Below are 17636 nucleotides of genomic sequence, written 5' to 3' on the forward strand. Positions count from 1 at the left end.
GGCAACGGGCTTCCGTTAACGATTAAGACTGTGACGAGGAAATGAGATGATGCCGATGATTAAATCCCCGCATGGCGAGGGAGGCTGCGTATGCGCCCCTCCTGCGACTGACTGGACTCCGCCCCCTTTGCTTCCCTTGCTAAACAGGTTTGATTTCAGGTCGACACGACCGCAAACCTTATTACGCAGGGGAGGCAGCAATTATGGCTATTAATTCACCACTGAATATTGCTGCGCAACCCGGCAAAACCCGTCTGCGAAAATCACTGAAATTGTGGCAGGTGGTAATGATGGGTCTGGCCTATCTCACGCCGATGACTGTGTTCGATACTTTTGGCATTGTGTCAGGCATTAGCGACGGTCACGTTCCGGCGTCCTATTTGCTGGCGCTGGCGAGCGTGCTGTTTACCGCTATCAGCTACGGCAAACTGGTTCGCCAGTTTCCGGAGGCCGGTTCGGCCTATACCTACGCGCAAAAGTCGATTAACCCGCACGTCGGATTTATGGTCGGCTGGTCATCACTGCTGGATTATCTCTTTTTGCCGATGATCAACGTTTTGTTGGCGAAAATCTATCTCTCCGCCCTCTTCCCGGAAGTGCCGCCGTGGGTGTGGGTGGTAACCTTCGTCGCCATTTTAACCGCCGCGAATCTGAAGAGCGTCAACCTGGTCGCTAACTTCAATACCCTGTTTGTGTTGGTGCAAATCTCCATCATGGTGGTGTTTATCTTCCTGGTGGTTCAGGGACTGCATAAAGGAGAAGGCGTTGGCACGGTCTGGTCGTTACAGCCGTTTATCAGCGAGAACGCGCATCTGATTCCGATTATTACCGGGGCGACGATCGTCTGCTTCTCTTTCCTTGGTTTCGATGCAGTGACCACACTTTCGGAAGAGACACCAGACGCCGCACGCGTGATCCCGAAAGCCATCTTCCTGACGGCGGTCTATGGTGGCGTTATCTTTATCGCGGCGTCGTTCTTTATGCAGCTGTTCTTCCCCGATATCAGCCGCTTTAAAGACCCGGACGCCGCACTGCCTGAAATTGCACTCTACGTCGGCGGTAAGCTGTTCCAGTCGATTTTCCTTTGCACCACGTTTGTGAACACGTTAGCGTCTGGCCTGGCCTCACATGCCAGCGTGTCACGTCTGCTGTATGTGATGGGGCGCGACAATGTGTTTCCGGAGCGCGTGTTTGGCTATGTGCATCCGAAATGGCGGACTCCGGCACTGAACGTCATTATGGTCGGGATTGTCGCGATGTCGGCGCTGTTCTTCGATTTAGTTACCGCCACAGCGTTAATTAACTTCGGCGCGTTGGTAGCGTTTACCTTCGTTAACCTGTCGGTGTTCAACCACTTCTGGCGGCGCAAAGGAATGAATAAAAGCTGGAAGGAACACTTCCACTATTTATTAATGCCGCTGGTTGGCGCGCTGACGGTGGGCGTGCTGTGGATTAACCTCGAAGCCACCTCGCTGACGCTGGGTCTGGTATGGGCTTCGTTAGGCGGCGCATATTTGTGGTATCTGATTCGCCGCTATCGCAAAGTGCCGCTGTACGAAGGTGACAGAACGCCAGTGAGCGAAACGTAATAGTCGGATGCGCGCCGCATTATCCTGCCTGAGGGTAATGCGCCGCGCCATTAACTATAAAAAGATGTATGACCCGGATCACGAGTGCTATCATCCGCCCTTATGCTTAGCGCATTAACCCCAGGGGCAAATAATGAACCACGATATCCCGCTAAAATATTTTGATATTGCCGATGAGTACGCGACCGAATGCGCAGAGCCTGTCGCAGACGCTGAACGCACACCGCTGGCCCACTACTTCCAGTTACTGCTCACCCGTTTGATGAACAATGAAGAGATCAGCGAAGAAGCCCAACATGAAATGGCTGCTGAAGCGGGGATTAATCCCGTACGCATTGATGAGATCGCAGAGTTTTTGAATCAATGGGGTAATGAGTAATTATTTAATTGCAGACGATCGGTCAGTATCGTTGTCCGGATAAAGCGTTCACTCTGCATCCGGTTAAAATGACACGCATTGCAGCGTGCTTTAATGGGTTTCTCACGATCGTACCGCTCTGCTCCTCGCTAAGTTATTCTGTGAGTTATAGTTATAGAGAAATCACGGGTACGAATGTTGAACAGATGGCGACGCCATCTGTTCAACGACCAACCACACGGCCCTCATTACGACCCCTGAACACAAACGGTAATGGCAAATGTCATTAAATATTAGTAAGATAGCCTCTTTACATAAAATCCCTTAATATTATGCGCCAGGTATTATCGTCTCTTTTGGTGATTGCTGGACTTGTGAGTGGTCAGGCAATCGCCGCGCCTGAATCTCCCCCGCATGCTGATATCCGCGACAGCGGTTTTGTCTATTGCGTCAGCGGGCAAGTCAACACCTTTAACCCATCCAAAGCGAGCAGTGGGTTAATTGTCGATACCCTTGCCGCCCAGTTTTATGATCGACTGCTGGATGTCGATCCCTATACCTATCGCCTGATGCCGGAACTTGCCGAAAGCTGGGAAGTACTCGACAACGGCGCGACCTATCGCTTCCACCTGCGTCGCGATGTTCCGTTTCAAAAAACCGACTGGTTTACTCCCACTCGTAAAATGAATGCCGACGATGTGGTGTTTACCTTCCAGCGAATTTTTGACCGCAACAACCCGTGGCATAACGTCAACGGCAGCAACTTCCCCTACTTCGACAGCCTGCAATTTGCCGATAACGTGAAAAGCGTCCGCAAACTGGATAATCATACCGTTGAGTTCCGACTCGCCCAGCCGGATGCTTCTTTTTTGTGGCACCTCGCAACCCATTATGCTTCGGTCATGTCGGCAGAATATGCCCGGAAGTTAGAGAAAGAAGATCGCCAGGAGCAACTCGACCGTCAACCGGTCGGCACCGGTCCGTATCAGTTGTCGGAATACCGCGCCGGGCAATTTATTCGCCTACAACGTCATGATGACTTCTGGCGCGGTAAACCGTTAATGCCGCAGGTAGTGGTGGATTTAGGCTCCGGCGGCACCGGACGTCTGTCGAAACTCCTGACCGGGGAATGCGACGTTCTGGCCTGGCCTGCTGCCAGCCAGCTATCCATTTTGCGTGACGACCCGCGCTTGCGTTTAACGCTGCGTCCTGGGATGAACGTCGCCTATCTGGCATTTAACACCGCCAAACCGCCGCTAAATAATCCCGCTGTCCGCCATGCGCTGGCACTGGCGATTAATAACCAGCGCCTGATGCAATCCATCTATTATGGTACGGCTGAAACGGCGGCCTCTATTTTACCGCGCGCCTCGTGGGCCTATGACAACGAGGCTAAAATTACTGAATACAATCCGGCGAAATCGCGCGAACAGTTGAAGTCGTTGGGGCTGGAAAATTTAACGCTGAAACTGTGGGTGCCCACACGTTCGCAGGCGTGGAACCCCAGTCCACTGAAAACTGCCGAACTGATTCAGGCGGATATGGCGCAGGTTGGCGTAAAAGTGGTGATTGTGCCGGTAGAAGGTCGCTTTCAGGAGGCGCGGTTGATGGATATGAGCCATGATCTGACGTTATCCGGTTGGGCGACGGACAGTAACGACCCGGATAGTTTCTTCCGTCCGTTACTGAGCTGCGCGGCAATTCATTCGCAGACCAACCTCGCCCACTGGTGCGATCCGAAATTCGACAGCGTATTGCGTAAGGCGCTCTCTTCGCAGCAGCTGGCGGCGCGTATTGAAGCCTATGACGAAGCGCAAAGTATTCTGGCGCAGGAATTGCCCATTTTGCCGCTGGCGTCGTCATTGCGTTTGCAGGCCTATCGGTACGATATCAAAGGTCTGGTACTTAGCCCGTTTGGTAACGCCTCCTTTGCTGGGGTGTATCGCGAGAAACAGGATGAGGTGAAAAAACCATGATTATCTTCACCTTACGCCGCATTTTGTTATTGATTGTCACCTTGTTCCTGCTGACCTTCGTTGGCTTCAGCTTGAGCTATTTCACCCCTCATGCGCCGTTACAAGGCGCGTCACTGTGGAATGCCTGGGTGTTCTGGTTTAACGGCCTGATCCACTGGGATTTTGGTGTTTCCAGCATTAACGGTCAACCGATTGCCGAACAGTTAAAAGAGGTCTTCCCGGCGACGATGGAACTGTGCATCCTCGCCTTCGGTTTTGCGCTGATTGTTGGCATCCCCGTGGGGATGATTGCCGGGATTACGCGCCATAAGTGGCAGGATAACTTGATCAACGCCATCGCCTTACTGGGCTTTTCAATCCCGGTGTTCTGGCTGGCGCTTCTGTTGACGCTGTTTTGTTCACTCACGCTAGGTTGGTTGCCCGTTTCAGGGCGTTTCGATCTGCTCTACGAAGTGAAACCGATTACCGGTTTTGCGTTGATTGATGCCTGGCTTTCGGACTCACCATGGCGGGATGAAATGATCATGAGCGCAATCCGCCATATGATATTGCCCGTGATCACCCTGTCGGTTGCGCCAACAACTGAAGTGATCCGCCTGATGCGTATCAGCACTATCGAAGTGTATGACCAGAACTATGTAAAAGCGGCGGCGACCCGCGGTTTGTCGCGCTTTACTATTTTGCGTCGCCACGTTCTGCATAACGCGTTACCGCCGGTTATTCCTCGCCTGGGCTTACAGTTTTCCACCATGCTGACGCTGGCGATGATCACCGAAATGGTTTTTAGCTGGCCGGGTTTAGGGCGCTGGTTAATTAACGCCATCCGCCAGCAGGATTACGCAGCCATTTCCGCCGGAGTGATGGTGTGTGGCTCACTGGTCATTATTGTTAACGTGATTTCTGATATTTTGGGTGCCATGGCTAACCCTCTGAAACATAAGGAATGGTATGCCTTACGATAGCGTATACAGCGAAAAGCGCCCGCCGGGCACGCTGCGTACCGCCTGGCGCAAATTTTATAGTGACGCCTCTGCGATGGTCGGCCTGTACGGCTGCGCGGGGCTGGCTGTACTGTGTATTTTTGGCGGCTGGTTTGCGCCTTACGGCATCGACCAGCAATTTCTCGGTTATCAATTATTGCCGCCGTCATGGTCGCGCTATGGCGAAGTTTCTTTCTTCCTGGGGACTGACGACCTCGGACGCGATGTTTTAAGCCGTTTACTGAGCGGAGCTGCGCCAACCGTGGGTGGCGCATTTGTGGTGACGCTTGCCGCGACGATCTGTGGCCTGGTACTGGGCACCTTCGCCGGGGCGACACACGGCCTCCGCTCAGCGGTGCTTAACCATATTCTGGATACCTTACTGGCGATCCCTTCGCTGCTGTTGGCAATTATCGTTGTAGCGTTTGCCGGACCGAGTTTGTCCCACGCTATGTTTGCTGTCTGGCTGGCATTGCTGCCGCGTATGGTACGTTCGATTTACAGCATGGTGCATGACGAACTGGAAAAAGAGTACGTTATCGCCGCCCGTCTGGATGGCGCATCAACGCTGAATATTCTCTGGTTTGCTGTGATGCCAAACATCACCGCCGGGCTGGTCACCGAGATCACCCGCGCACTGTCGATGGCAATTCTCGATATCGCCGCGCTGGGCTTTCTCGATCTCGGCGCACAACTCCCCTCGCCTGAATGGGGAGCGATGCTCGGTGATGCGCTGGAACTGATTTATGTCGCCCCGTGGACTGTCATGCTGCCAGGTGCGGCAATTATGATTAGCGTGTTGTTGGTTAACCTCCTTGGCGATGGCGTTCGTCGTGCGATTATTGCGGGGGTGGAATAATGCCATTACTCGATATTCGTAACCTGACCATTGAATTTAAAACCGGTGATGAGTGGGTTAAAGCCGTCGACCGGGTAAGTATGACCTTAACCGAAGGTGAAATCCGCGGTCTTGTTGGTGAATCCGGTTCCGGCAAGAGTTTGATTGCGAAAGCGATTTGTGGGGTGAATAAAGATAACTGGCGTGTTACTGCTGACCGTATGCGTTTTGATGATATCGATTTGCTGCGTCTCTCCGCACGCGAACGGCGCAAACTGGTTGGCCATAACGTGTCGATGATTTTCCAGGAACCGCAGTCGTGTCTTGACCCTTCAGAACGTGTGGGCCGCCAGTTGATGCAAAACATCCCAGCCTGGACCTATAAAGGCCGTTGGTGGCAGCGTTTTGGCTGGCGCAAACGCCGTGCCATTGAACTGCTGCACCGCGTGGGGATTAAAGATCACAAAGATGCGATGCGCAGTTTTCCCTATGAGTTGACCGAAGGTGAATGTCAGAAAGTGATGATAGCCATTGCACTGGCGAATCAACCGCGTCTGCTGATTGCTGACGAACCGACCAACTCAATGGAGCCAACAACCCAGGCGCAAATCTTTCGCCTGCTGACGCGTCTCAACCAAAACAGCAATACCACTATTTTGCTTATCAGCCATGACTTACAAATGCTTAGCCAATGGGCGGATAAAATTAACGTGCTTTACTGCGGTCAAACAGTGGAAACCGCGCCGAGTAAGGAGTTGGTGACGATGCCACATCATCCTTATACCCAGGCGCTGATCCGCGCGATACCAGACTTCGGCAGCGCGATGCCGCATAAAAGTCGCCTCAATACGCTACCCGGCGCTATCCCACTGCTGGAACAGTTACCGATTGGTTGTCGTCTGGGGCCACGTTGCCCGTATGCACAACGAGAATGCATTGTGACGCCACGTTTGACGGGGGCGAAAAATCATCTCTATGCCTGTCATTTCCCGCTGAACATGGAGAAAGAGTGAGATGATCGAAACGCTGCTTGAAGTGCGTAATTTAAGTAAAACGTTCCGCTACCGGACCGGCTGGTTTCGTCGTCAGACCGTAGAAGCGGTAAAACCCTTGAGCTTTACGCTACGTGAAGGCCAGACACTGGCGATTATTGGCGAGAATGGTTCGGGTAAATCCACGCTGGCAAAAATGCTGGCGGGAATGATAGAGCCTACCAGCGGCGAGTTATTGATTGACGATCATCCGCTGCATTTTGGCGATTATTCCTTCCGCAGTCAGCGTATTCGCATGATTTTTCAGGATCCTTCGACCTCGTTGAATCCCCGTCAACGTATCTCGCAAATTCTGGATTTTCCATTGCGTCTGAACACCGACCTGGAACCGGAACAGCGTCGCAAACAGATTATTGAAACGATGCGTATGGTTGGGCTGCTACCGGATCACGTCAGTTACTATCCGCATATGTTGGCACCCGGGCAAAAACAGCGTCTGGGTCTGGCGCGCGCGCTGATATTGCGCCCAAAAGTCATTATTGCCGATGAAGCCCTCGCTTCACTGGATATGTCGATGCGTTCGCAGTTGATTAATCTGATGCTGGAATTACAGGAAAAACAGGGCATTTCGTATATTTATGTTACCCAGCATATCGGAATGATGAAGCACATTAGCGACCAGGTGCTGGTGATGCATCAGGGCGAGGTTGTCGAGCGAGGCAGCACCGCGGATGTGCTGGCATCGCCGCTGCATGAACTCACCAAACGGCTGATTGCCGGTCATTTTGGCGAGGCATTGACGGCGGATGCGTGGCGTAAAGATCGCTAATTTTCTGAATCCTCCTTCCAGATTATTCACCTCATTCTGACAAAAGATTAAATCTTGTCAGAATGAGGTGATAGATAAAATTAAATCAAATGCGCGTGATTTAAGACGCAATCTCACTTTGCAGGAACGAAAGCTCTGGCGATATCTTCGCAGCCGACGTTTTAGTGATTTCAAATTTCGCCGTCAACATCCAGTGGGGAGCTACATTCTCGATTTTGCTTGCTGCTCGGCGCGTGTAGTCGTTGAGCTGGATGGTGGGCAGCATGATTTAGCAGTTGCCTATGATTCCAGGCGCACTAGCTGGCTTGAGTCGCAGGGCTGGACCGTGCTGCGTTTCTGGAATAACGAGATTGATTGTAATGAGGAGACGGTGCTGGAGAATATTCTGCAGGAACTGAACCGCCGGTCACCCTCTCCCTGAAAGAGCGAGGGGGCAGACCGAGCCGAATAGCTGTTGTGGTGAAAACATGGAGACGGTGCTGGAGAATATTCGGCAAGGTCTGAACCGTCCCAGCCATCGCCATGAAAGGGTTAGGGGCTGTATGAGCCTGTTTGTTGCTGGGGTAACAATATTTGCACAATACAGTCCCCTCGCCCCTCTGGGGAGAGGGTTAGGGTGAGGGGAAAAGCGCCCCCCCTGCCGCAGCCTGCTCCGGTCGGACCTGGCAACTATAGCTACTCACAGCCAGGTTGATTATAATAACCGTTTATCTGTTCGTACTGTTTACTAAAACGACGAATCGCCTGATTTTCAGGCACAACAAGCATCAACAATAAGGATTAAAGCTATGGGTTTTCTTTCCGGTAAGCGCATTCTGGTAACCGGTGTTGCCAGCAAACTATCCATCGCCTACGGTATCGCTCAGGCGATGCACCGCGAAGGAGCTGAACTGGCATTCACCTACCAGAACGACAAACTGAAAGGCCGCGTAGAAGAATTTGCCGCTCAATTGGGTTCTGACATCGTTCTGCAGTGCGATGTTGCAGAAGATGCCAGCATCGACACCATGTTCGCTGAACTGGGGAAAGTTTGGCCGAAATTTGACGGTTTCGTACACTCTATTGGTTTTGCACCTGGCGATCAGCTGGATGGTGACTATGTTAACGCCGTTACCCGTGAAGGCTTCAAAATTGCCCACGACATCAGCTCCTACAGCTTCGTTGCAATGGCAAAAGCTTGCCGCTCCATGCTGAATCCGGGTTCTGCCCTGCTGACCCTTTCCTACCTTGGCGCTGAGCGCGCTATCCCGAACTACAACGTTATGGGTCTGGCAAAAGCGTCTCTGGAAGCGAACGTGCGCTATATGGCGAACGCGATGGGTCCGGAAGGTGTGCGTGTTAACGCCATCTCTGCTGGTCCGATCCGTACTCTGGCGGCTTCCGGTATCAAAGACTTCCGCAAAATGCTGGCTCATTGCGAAGCCGTTACCCCGATTCGCCGTACCGTTACTATTGAAGATGTGGGTAACTCTGCGGCATTCCTGTGCTCCGATCTCTCTGCCGGTATCTCCGGTGAAGTAGTCCACGTTGACGGCGGTTTCAGCATCGCTGCAATGAACGAACTCGAACTGAAATAATCGTTCTGTTGGTAAAGATGGGCGGCGTTCTGCCGCCCGTTATCTCTGTTATACCTTTCTGATATTTGTTATCGCCGATCCGTCTTTCTCCCCTTCCCGCCTTGCGTCAGGATAACGATTTCCTTTACGACCAAGGAGCGCCCATGGAACAACGCCACATCACCGGCAAAAGCCACTGGTATCATGAAACGCAATCCAGTACTGCGGAGTATGACGTTCTGCCTCTGGTCCCGGAAGCCGCAAAGGTCAGCGATCCCTTTCTGCTCGACGTGATCCTTGATGAAGAAACGCTGGCCCCCTTCCTTTCATGGCTGGTCCCTGCGCGCGTTCTTGCAGTGGAATTGTTCCCTGACCAGCTTACCGTGACCCGTTCACAGACTTTCACCGCTTATGAACGCTTGTCTACGGCCCTGACGGTTGCTCAGGTTTGCGGCGTCCAGCGGTTATGTAACTACTATTCGGCGCGACTTACGCCGCTCCCCGGGCCTGATTCCTCCAGGGAAAGTAATCATCGGTTGGCACAAATCACGCAATATGCCCGCCAACTGGCTAGCTCGCCTTCTATTATCGACAACCGATCGCGCCAGCATCTGAATGACGTCGGTCTTACTGCCTGGGACTGTGTAATCATTAACCAAATCATTGGATTTATTGGCTTTCAGGCGCGGACCATTGCGACATTTCAGGCTTATCTTGGACATCCGGTACGCTGGTTACCCGGTCTGGAGATACAAAACTATGCCGACGCGTCACTGTTTACTGATGAATCAATACGCTGGCGAAGCAGCTATGAGGTGGAAAAACTACCTGAAGATTACACAAAAAGTTCAACTGCAGAACTTTGCCAACTGGCTGAAACACTCTCTCTCCACCCTATTTCACTTTCCCTTCTTGAAAAGTTGTTAAACAGCACACGGGTTAATACACAGCCGGATAATCAGCTTGCGGCGTTGTTATGCGCACGGATAAATGGCAGCCCTGCTTGTTTTGCCGCCTGTATGGATTCATTAAATGAATATAAAAAAATCAACACCCTTCTGCGCAAGGGCGAAAATGAAATTAACCAATGGGCTGACCGTCATTCTGTTGAGCACGCTACCGTTCAGGCGATACAATGGCTGACCCGAGCACCCGATCGCTTTAGCGCCGCCCAGTTCAGCCCTTTACTCGAACACGAAAAATCATCAACGCAGATTATTAATCTGCTGGTATGGAGCGGGCTGTGTGGCTGGATAAATCGCTTAAAAATCGCGTTGGGTGAGACATATTAACCTTGCCGCGTCAGACAGATTCGCGTAAAACTGTCAGCCGCTCTAATGGCCACCAAAATAGACAATTATGTTTCAGGACAACCCGCTGCTAGCGCAGCTTAAACAGCAACTGCATTCCCAGACGCCACGCGCTGAAGGGGTGGTAAAAGCCACAGAAAAAGGCTTTGGCTTCCTGGAAGTCGACGCGCAAAAAAGTTATTTCATTCCGCCGCCGCAGATGAAAAAAGTCATGCATGGCGACCGAATTATCGCGGTGATCCACAGTGAAAAAGAACGTGAATCCGCAGAGCCAGAAGAACTGGTTGAACCGTTCCTGACTCGTTTCGTGGGTAAGGTTCAGGGCAAAAATGACCGTCTGGCCATCGTTCCTGATCATCCACTCTTAAAAGACGCCATTCCTTGCCGCGCAGCCCGTGGCCTGAACCACGAGTTTAAAGAAGGCGACTGGGCGGTTGCCGAAATGCGCCGTCATCCGCTGAAAGGCGATCGTTCTTTCTATGCAGAACTGACACAATACATCACTTTTGGTGACGATCACTTTGTACCGTGGTGGGTTACCCTTGCACGCCATAATCTGGAAAAAGAAGCACCAGACGGCGTCGCTACCGCAATGCTCGATGAAGGTCTGGTTCGTGAAGATCTGACCGCGCTGGATTTTGTCACCATCGACAGTGCCAGCACAGAAGATATGGATGACGCCCTTTTCGCTAAGGCGTTGCCGGATGACAAACTTCAGCTGATTGTGGCGATTGCCGATCCAACCGCGTGGATTGCTGAAGGCAGCAAGCTGGACAAAGCCGCGAAAATTCGCGCATTCACCAACTATCTGCCTGGCTTCAACATCCCTATGCTGCCTCGCGAGCTTTCTGACGATCTCTGCTCACTGCGCGCCAATGAAGTCCGCCCGGTACTGGCATGCCGCATGACGCTCTCCGCTGATGGCACCATTGAAGATAATATCGAATTCTTTGCCGCCACCATCGAATCCAAAGCAAAGCTGGTGTATGACCAGGTTTCTGACTGGCTGGAAAATACCGGTGACTGGCAGCCTGAAAGTGAAGCAATTGCCGAACAAGTCCGTTTGCTAGCGCAAATTTGCCAACGCCGCGGCGAGTGGCGTCATAACCACGCACTGGTGTTTAAAGATCGCCCGGATTACCGCTTTATTCTCGGTGAAAAAGGTGAAGTGCTGGATATCGTCGCCGAGCCTCGTCGCATTGCCAACCGTATCGTCGAAGAAGCGATGATTGCCGCTAACATTTGTGCGGCCCGCGTACTGCGCGATAAGCTCGGTTTTGGCATCTATAACGTGCATATGGGCTTTGATCCGGCGAATGCCGACGCGCTGGCAGCGTTGCTGAAAACGCACGGTCTGCATGTCGATGCCGAAGAAGTGCTCACGCTGGACGGTTTCTGCAAACTGCGTCGTGAACTGGATGCGCAACCAACTGGTTTCCTCGACAGCCGCATTCGTCGCTTCCAGTCATTTGCTGAAATTAGCACTGAACCCGGTCCTCACTTTGGCCTCGGTCTGGAAGCATACGCCACCTGGACATCGCCGATCCGTAAATATGGCGACATGATCAACCACCGTCTGCTGAAAGCGGTTATCAAAGGCGAAACTGCGACGCGTCCACAGGATGAGATCACTGTCCAAATGGCCGAGCGTCGCCGTCTCAATCGGATGGCAGAACGTGATGTTGGTGACTGGTTATACGCACGCTTCCTGAAAGACAAAGCCGGGACCGACACCCGTTTCGCGGCGGAAATTGTCGATATCAGCCGTGGCGGCATGCGTGTTCGTTTGGTTGATAACGGCGCTATCGCCTTTATTCCTGCACCTTTCTTACACGCTGTGCGCGATGAAATGGTTTGCAGCCAGGAAAACGGCACCGTACAAATTAAAGGTGAAACGGTTTATAAAGTAACTGACGTTATTGACGTCACCATTGCCGAAGTCCGCATGGAAACCCGCAGCATTATTGCGCGCCCGGTCGCGTAATCTCCTTTCACGGCCCATTCCTTATGAATGGGCCGTTTATTTCCCCGCTCTACCTTCATCATATCCCGGCAGTTTTTTAACTGACTTTCGTTTGAAAACTGGCGTTTTTCCAAAACTGGATTACAAATAAATATATAAAAAAAAACAATGCGTTTAGCCGCCGTTAATTTCATGTAAGTCATGTTGTTCCTTTTATTTAACCGCGGACTCCGCTGTTAACCGGAGGATATGCATCATGAAAACCGTTAGGGAGTCCACAACGTTGTACAACTTTCTCGGATCGCACAATTCATACTGGCGGTTGACGGAAAGCAGCGATGTTTTGCGCTTTTCTACCACCGAAACCACAGAACCTGAACGTATGTTGCAGTTATCTGCCGAACAGGCTGCTCGAATCAGGGAAATGACGGTCATCACCTCCAGCCTGATGATGAGTCTGACCGTCGATGAAAGCGATCTTTCTGTGCATCTGGTAGGACGAAAAATCAATAAACGGGAATGGGCTGGCAACGCGTCTGCATGGCATGACACACCGGCGGTTGCTCGTGATTTATCACACGGGCTTTCCTTTGCTGAGCAGGTAGTTTCTGAAGCACATTCCGCAATAGTCATTCTCGACAGCCGGGGGAATATTCAACGCTTCAATCGCTTATGTGAAGATTACACAGGGTTGAAAGAACACGACGTCATTGGGCAAAGCGTGTTTAAACTGTTTATGAGCCGTCGTGAAGCTGCGGCATCCAGGCGCAATAACCGTGTATTTTTTCGAAGCGGCAATGCATATGAAGTCGAACTGTGGATACCAACACGTAAAGGCCAGCGGCTGTTTCTGTTTCGCAATAAATTTGTCCACAGCGGCAGTGGCAAAAACGAGATTTTTTTAATCTGTTCCGGTACCGACATTACCGAAGAGCGCCGCGCTCAGGAGCGACTGCGTATTCTGGCAAATACCGACAGTATCACCGGACTGCCGAATCGTAACGCAATGCAGGAGTTAATCGATCACGCTATTAATCATGCAGATAACAATAAAGTTGGGGTTGTGTATCTTGATTTGGATAATTTTAAAAAGGTCAACGACGCCTATGGGCATTTGTTTGGTGACCAGTTATTACGCGACGTGTCATTGGCTATTTTAAGCTGTCTCGAACATGACCAGGTGTTGGCGCGTCCAGGTGGCGATGAGTTTCTGGTACTGGCATCCAATACCTCACAAAGCGCGCTGGAAGCAATGGCATCACGAATTTTGACCCGCTTACGCCTCCCCTTTCGTATTGGTTTAATTGAAGTTTATACCAGCTGTTCAGTAGGTATTGCACTCTCTCCCGAACATGGTTCGGACAGCGCGGCTATTATTCGTCACGCCGACACAGCAATGTACACAGCGAAGGAAGGCGGACGAGGACAATTTTGCGTTTTTACCCCAGAAATGAATCAACGGGTATTTGAATATCTCTGGCTGGATACCAACTTGCGTAAAGCACTAGAAAACGATCAGTTGGTTATTCACTATCAACCGAAAATCACCTGGCGTGGCGAAGTGCGCAGTCTGGAAGCACTAGTACGTTGGCAGTCACCTGAACGTGGGTTGATTCCACCGTTGGACTTCATTTCCTACGCCGAAGAGTCAGGGCTAATTGTGCCTTTAGGCCGTTGGGTGATTCTCGATGTCGTACGCCAGGTGGCAAAGTGGCGGGATAAAGGCATAAACCTGCGAGTGGCGGTAAATATTTCTGCACGTCAGCTCGCCGATCAAACCATTTTCACCGCCCTGAAACAGGTTCTCCAGGAACTCAATTTTGAATACTGCCCTATAGATGTTGAACTGACAGAGAGTTGTCTGATTGAGAATGATGAACTGGCACTGTCTGTTATTCAACAATTTAGCCAACTAGGTGCGCAAGTGCATCTGGATGATTTTGGTACCGGCTACTCTTCACTTTCGCAACTGGCGCGCTTTCCGATCGATGCCATCAAACTTGACCAGGTTTTTGTTCGAGATATTCACAAACAACCTGTCTCGCAGTCACTGGTCCGGGCGATCGTCGCTGTGGCCCAGGCATTGAATCTTCAGGTGATCGCCGAAGGTGTAGAGAGTGCAAAGGAAGATGCTTTTTTAACCAAGAACGGGATCAATGAGCGGCAAGGATTTTTGTTTGCCAAACCGATGCCCGCCGTCGCCTTCGAACGCTGGTATAAACGCTACCTGAAGCGCGCATAAGTAGATGAATATATATACTTAGCGTTATATTCCGTCATTATATATCGTATTCCAGGATGATAATTAGCCGTTGCTGTTAAACACTTCTCTTTTAGCGGCAATTTTTGCATTATTCATTTTCCCCCTTTTGCTATAAGGATGTCCTTGATGTCTGAATTTGATGCCCAGCGCGTTGCCGAACGTATTGATATTGTGTTAGATATCCTTGTGGCAGGCGATTACCACTCTGCGATCCATAATCTCGAGATACTTAAAGCAGAACTCTTGCGCCAGGTTGCTGAATCTACGCCAGACATCCCGAAGGCACCGTGGGAGATTTAACAATCGTGCCTTCAGGTTTTCCTATTTGAGGATGCCCGGCGCGTCAGTATTTTTTTATTTAGTATTATAACGTTATAAGAATTACAGCGATGAATTCCCGACAACAAACTATTCTACAGATGGTCATTGACCAGGGTCAGGTTAGCGTAACCGATCTGGCAAAAGCCACTGGAGTTTCTGAAGTTACCATTCGCCAGGATCTCAACACCCTCGAAAAACTGAGTTACCTCCGCCGTGCACATGGCTTTGCAGTTTCGCTTGATAGTGATGACGTCGAAACCCGTATGATGAGCAACTATACGCTGAAGCGTGAACTCGCCGAGTTTTCCGCGTCACTGGTTCAACCGGGCGAAACCATCTTTATCGAAAATGGTAGCAGCAATGCCCTGCTCGCCCGGACTCTGGGCGAACAGAAGAAAAATGTCACTATCATCACAGTCAGCAGCTACATTGCGCATTTGCTGAAAGACGCGCCTTGTGAAGTCATTTTGCTCGGTGGCGTGTACCAGAAAAAAAGCGAAAGTATGGTTGGCCCTTTGACACGCCAGTGCATCCAGCAGGTACATTTCAGCAAAGCATTTATTGGTATTGATGGCTGGCAACCTGAAACTGGATTCACCGGTCGCGATATGATGCGTACCGATGTGGTCAATGCCGTGCTGGAAAAAGAGTGCGAAGCGATAGTCCTGACTGACAGCTCGAAATTTGGTGCTGTACATTCATACTCCATCGGTCCCGTTGAGCGATTCAATCGCGTGATTACCGATTCGAAAATACGCGCCAGCGATCTGATGCATCTTGAGCACAGTAAACTCACCGTTCACGTCGTTGACATTTAACCATTTCCCTTCTCTACGGATGATTTGCAGTTTGGCAAATCATCCGCTCTAAGATGATTCCTGGTTGATAATTAAGACTATTTACCTGTTATTAACACTCTCAAGATATAAAATTATTATCAGCGATATAACAGGAAGTCATTATCACCTGCGTGATATAACCCTGCGCGCGAGCGGATTTCACGGAATAATTTCACCAGGCTTATTCTTAGCTATTATAGTTATAGAGAGCTTACTTCCGTGAATCATAAATTCAGGAGAGAGTATTATGTTTGTAACGAGCAAAAAAATGACCGCGGCTGTTCTGGCAATTACTTTGGCAATGTCTCTGAGTGCCTGTTCTAACTGGTCTAAACGGGACCGCAACACCGCAATCGGCGCGGGTGCAGGGGCATTAGGCGGTGCAGTACTGACCGATGGCAGTACGTTGGGTACATTAGGTGGTGCAGCTGTCGGTGGTGTTATTGGTCACCAGGTCGGTAAATAATCGTAAATAAATGTCGATTATCGACTCGCAATTATAATACGCTTGATTCTGTTCAGTACGAAATAACTGAATAATACGCACAGTAAAATATTCGAAAGCCACGGATATATCCGTGGCTTTTTATGTTAACCGCCTGCGAGTTTTACCTTCATCCCTTTCGCTTCAAGTAGTGATTTTAATAAATCACGCTTATCGCCCTGGATTTCAATAACTCCATCTTTAACTGCTCCGCCGCAGCCGCATTTTTTCTTCAGTTCCGCTGCAAGTTTTGTCAGTTCGGCATCATCGAGATCGACACCGGTAATCAGGCAAACGCCCTTACCTTTACGTCCACTGGTCTGACGCTGAATACGCACCACACCGTCGCCTTTAGGGCGTACAGGGGCCGCTTTGGGCTCATCAATACGTCCGGTTTCCGTTGAGTAGACCAGACGGCTGTTGGAATCACTCATCATGCACTCCGCTGTAAAGAGGCGTTGATCGCTTTCAGCGTCTGCGCTGGATCTACCGATTGCGTTACCGGGCGACCAATCACCATATAATCAACACCAGCCGACAACGCCTGTTCTGGCGTCATAATGCGGCGCTGGTCACCAGCTTCACTCCCCTGCGGACGAATGCCCGGCGTAACCAGTTTGAACTCCTGACCGAATACCTGTTTAAAGCGCACAGCTTCCTGAGCAGAACACACCACACCATCAAGGCCACATTTTTGCGTCAGTGCCGCCAGACGTTCTGCATAATCTGCAGGTGACAGTGTCATGCCAAGATCGACCAGGTCGCTGGCTTCCATGCTGGTCAACACTGTCACAGCAATCAAAAGCGGTGCATCTTTGCCAAACGGAACCAGTGCCTCACGCGCTGCGGTCATCATACGCGCCCCACCAGAGGCATGAACATTCACCATCCACACGCCTAAGTCAGCTGCAGCAGCGACAGCGTGCGCTGCAGTGTTAGGAATATCGTGGAATTTCAGGTCAAGAAAGATATCAAAACCACGCTGTTGAAGTTCGCGCACAAACTGTGGCCCAAACAATGTAAACATCTCTTTGCCGACCTTCAGACGACAATCGCGTGGGTCGATCTTGTCGACAAAGGACAGCGCGTCATCACGATTATGATAATCAAGGGCAACAACCACAGGAGAATTCGTAACAGCGCGGGAAGAAGATGAAGCAGTTAACGTCATGACCAGACCTTCTTGATGATGGGCACCGGAAGTGGCGCGAAACAGGTAAACGGCGAGCATTCTACCCGTGGAAATAAAAAATTAACAGTTGCGATTTTTCCCCTGGCAGGCTTTTTCTGCGCCGTCGTTGCCGGAGCACAATGGAACATCAATAACTAGTATGTTGT

General features: G+C 50.8%; 19 protein-coding genes and 1 pseudogene. 16 read left to right on the forward strand and 4 right to left on the reverse strand.

What is annotated here, in order from left to right:
* Positions 1 to 49 precede the first annotated feature (49 nt).
* The 12 genes from ACU8XX_RS13555 to rnb all read left to right on the forward strand — a co-directional run bounded on the left by ACU8XX_RS13555 (position 50) and on the right by rnb (position 12412).
* The gene (locus ACU8XX_RS13555; RefSeq protein WP_120795382.1) at positions 50 to 214 is read left to right on the forward strand and encodes a YmjE family protein; all 165 of its coding nucleotides are present in this window, start codon (positions 50 to 52) and stop codon (positions 212 to 214) included.
* Complete coding sequence (gene puuP / locus ACU8XX_RS13560; RefSeq protein WP_016242070.1) at positions 204 to 1589, forward strand: putrescine/proton symporter PuuP; 1386 nt, start codon at positions 204 to 206, stop codon at positions 1587 to 1589. The genes ACU8XX_RS13555 and puuP overlap by 11 nt, the downstream gene beginning before the upstream one ends.
* 133 nt (positions 1590 to 1722) lie before the next feature.
* Complete coding sequence (locus ACU8XX_RS13565; RefSeq protein WP_001015099.1) at positions 1723 to 1968, forward strand: YmjA family protein; 246 nt, start codon at positions 1723 to 1725, stop codon at positions 1966 to 1968.
* Between the two features lie 311 nt (positions 1969 to 2279).
* A complete protein-coding gene (gene sapA, locus ACU8XX_RS13570) occupies positions 2280 to 3923 on the forward strand; it encodes an ABC transporter substrate-binding protein SapA (RefSeq protein ID WP_001250216.1) in 1644 nt (547 codons plus the stop codon).
* On the forward strand, positions 3920 to 4885 hold the full coding sequence (sapB, locus tag ACU8XX_RS13575; protein WP_000583277.1) for a putrescine export ABC transporter permease SapB: 966 nt from the start codon (positions 3920 to 3922) through the stop codon (positions 4883 to 4885). Before sapA ends, sapB begins: the two co-directional genes overlap by 4 nt.
* A complete protein-coding gene (gene sapC / locus ACU8XX_RS13580) occupies positions 4872 to 5762 on the forward strand; it encodes a peptide ABC transporter permease SapC (RefSeq protein ID WP_001146163.1) in 891 nt (296 codons plus the stop codon). The genes sapB and sapC overlap by 14 nt, the downstream gene beginning before the upstream one ends.
* Positions 5762 to 6754: a peptide ABC transporter ATP-binding protein SapD gene (gene sapD, locus ACU8XX_RS13585; RefSeq protein WP_001128858.1), complete on the forward strand. Its 993-nt coding sequence runs from the start codon at positions 5762 to 5764 to the stop codon at positions 6752 to 6754. The genes sapC and sapD overlap by 1 nt, the downstream gene beginning before the upstream one ends.
* 1 nt (position 6755) lies before the next feature.
* Positions 6756 to 7562 (forward strand): peptide ABC transporter ATP-binding protein SapF, encoded by an 807-nt coding sequence (sapF, locus tag ACU8XX_RS13590; RefSeq protein ID WP_000573407.1) that lies wholly within the window; start codon positions 6756 to 6758, stop codon positions 7560 to 7562.
* Positions 7563 to 7629: 67 nt separating this feature from the next.
* Entirely contained in the window at positions 7630 to 7983 is a 354-nt protein-coding gene (locus ACU8XX_RS13595) for a DUF559 domain-containing protein (RefSeq protein ID WP_000565727.1), read from the forward strand.
* A gap of 367 nt (positions 7984 to 8350) precedes the next feature.
* Entirely contained in the window at positions 8351 to 9139 is a 789-nt protein-coding gene (gene fabI / locus ACU8XX_RS13600; protein WP_000506490.1) for an enoyl-ACP reductase FabI, read from the forward strand.
* 143 nt (positions 9140 to 9282) lie between these two features.
* Positions 9283 to 10410 (forward strand): carboxymuconolactone decarboxylase family protein, encoded by a 1128-nt coding sequence (locus ACU8XX_RS13605; RefSeq protein WP_001301103.1) that lies wholly within the window; start codon positions 9283 to 9285, stop codon positions 10408 to 10410.
* Positions 10411 to 10477: 67 nt separating this feature from the next.
* Entirely contained in the window at positions 10478 to 12412 is a 1935-nt protein-coding gene (gene rnb, locus ACU8XX_RS13610) for an exoribonuclease II (RefSeq protein ID WP_112034047.1), read from the forward strand.
* A 76-nt stretch (positions 12413 to 12488) separates the two neighbouring features.
* On the opposite strand, the pseudogene ACU8XX_RS13615 reads toward rnb, so the two are convergent.
* Positions 12489 to 12594, reverse strand: a pseudogene (locus ACU8XX_RS13615) (hypothetical protein).
* A gap of 53 nt (positions 12595 to 12647) precedes the next feature.
* Here ACU8XX_RS13615 and pdeR point away from each other — a divergent pair.
* Complete coding sequence (gene pdeR / locus ACU8XX_RS13620; protein ID WP_000859984.1) at positions 12648 to 14633, forward strand: cyclic di-GMP phosphodiesterase; 1986 nt, start codon at positions 12648 to 12650, stop codon at positions 14631 to 14633.
* Here pdeR and ymiD read toward each other — a convergent pair.
* Positions 14615 to 14743: a protein YmiD gene (gene ymiD / locus ACU8XX_RS13625; protein ID WP_023157074.1), complete on the reverse strand. Its 129-nt coding sequence runs from the start codon at positions 14741 to 14743 to the stop codon at positions 14615 to 14617. The two genes, pdeR and ymiD, sit on opposite strands and share 19 nt — an antisense overlap.
* 37 nt (positions 14744 to 14780) lie before the next feature.
* On the opposite strand from ymiD, the gene ACU8XX_RS13630 reads away from it, so the two are divergent.
* The 3 genes from ACU8XX_RS13630 to osmB all read left to right on the forward strand — a co-directional run bounded on the left by ACU8XX_RS13630 (position 14781) and on the right by osmB (position 16280).
* Positions 14781 to 14954 (forward strand): YciZ family protein, encoded by a 174-nt coding sequence (locus ACU8XX_RS13630; protein ID WP_001288368.1) that lies wholly within the window; start codon positions 14781 to 14783, stop codon positions 14952 to 14954.
* Between the two features lie 89 nt (positions 14955 to 15043).
* Complete coding sequence (gene yciT / locus ACU8XX_RS13635; RefSeq protein WP_001088630.1) at positions 15044 to 15793, forward strand: DNA-binding transcriptional regulator YciT; 750 nt, start codon at positions 15044 to 15046, stop codon at positions 15791 to 15793.
* 268 nt (positions 15794 to 16061) lie between these two features.
* Positions 16062 to 16280 (forward strand): osmotically-inducible lipoprotein OsmB, encoded by a 219-nt coding sequence (gene osmB / locus ACU8XX_RS13640; RefSeq protein ID WP_000498253.1) that lies wholly within the window; start codon positions 16062 to 16064, stop codon positions 16278 to 16280.
* Between the two features lie 125 nt (positions 16281 to 16405).
* Here the strand turns inward: osmB and yciH are convergent, their stop codons facing one another.
* Both yciH and pyrF read right to left on the reverse strand, forming a co-directional pair.
* A complete protein-coding gene (gene yciH / locus ACU8XX_RS13645) occupies positions 16406 to 16732 on the reverse strand; it encodes a stress response translation initiation inhibitor YciH (protein ID WP_001295580.1) in 327 nt (108 codons plus the stop codon).
* Positions 16732 to 17469 (reverse strand): orotidine-5'-phosphate decarboxylase, encoded by a 738-nt coding sequence (pyrF, locus tag ACU8XX_RS13650; protein WP_000176278.1) that lies wholly within the window; start codon positions 17467 to 17469, stop codon positions 16732 to 16734. The genes yciH and pyrF overlap by 1 nt, the downstream gene beginning before the upstream one ends.
* Positions 17470 to 17636 lie beyond the last annotated feature (167 nt).

It is taken from the genome of Escherichia sp. MAL-1, assembly GCF_052948035.1.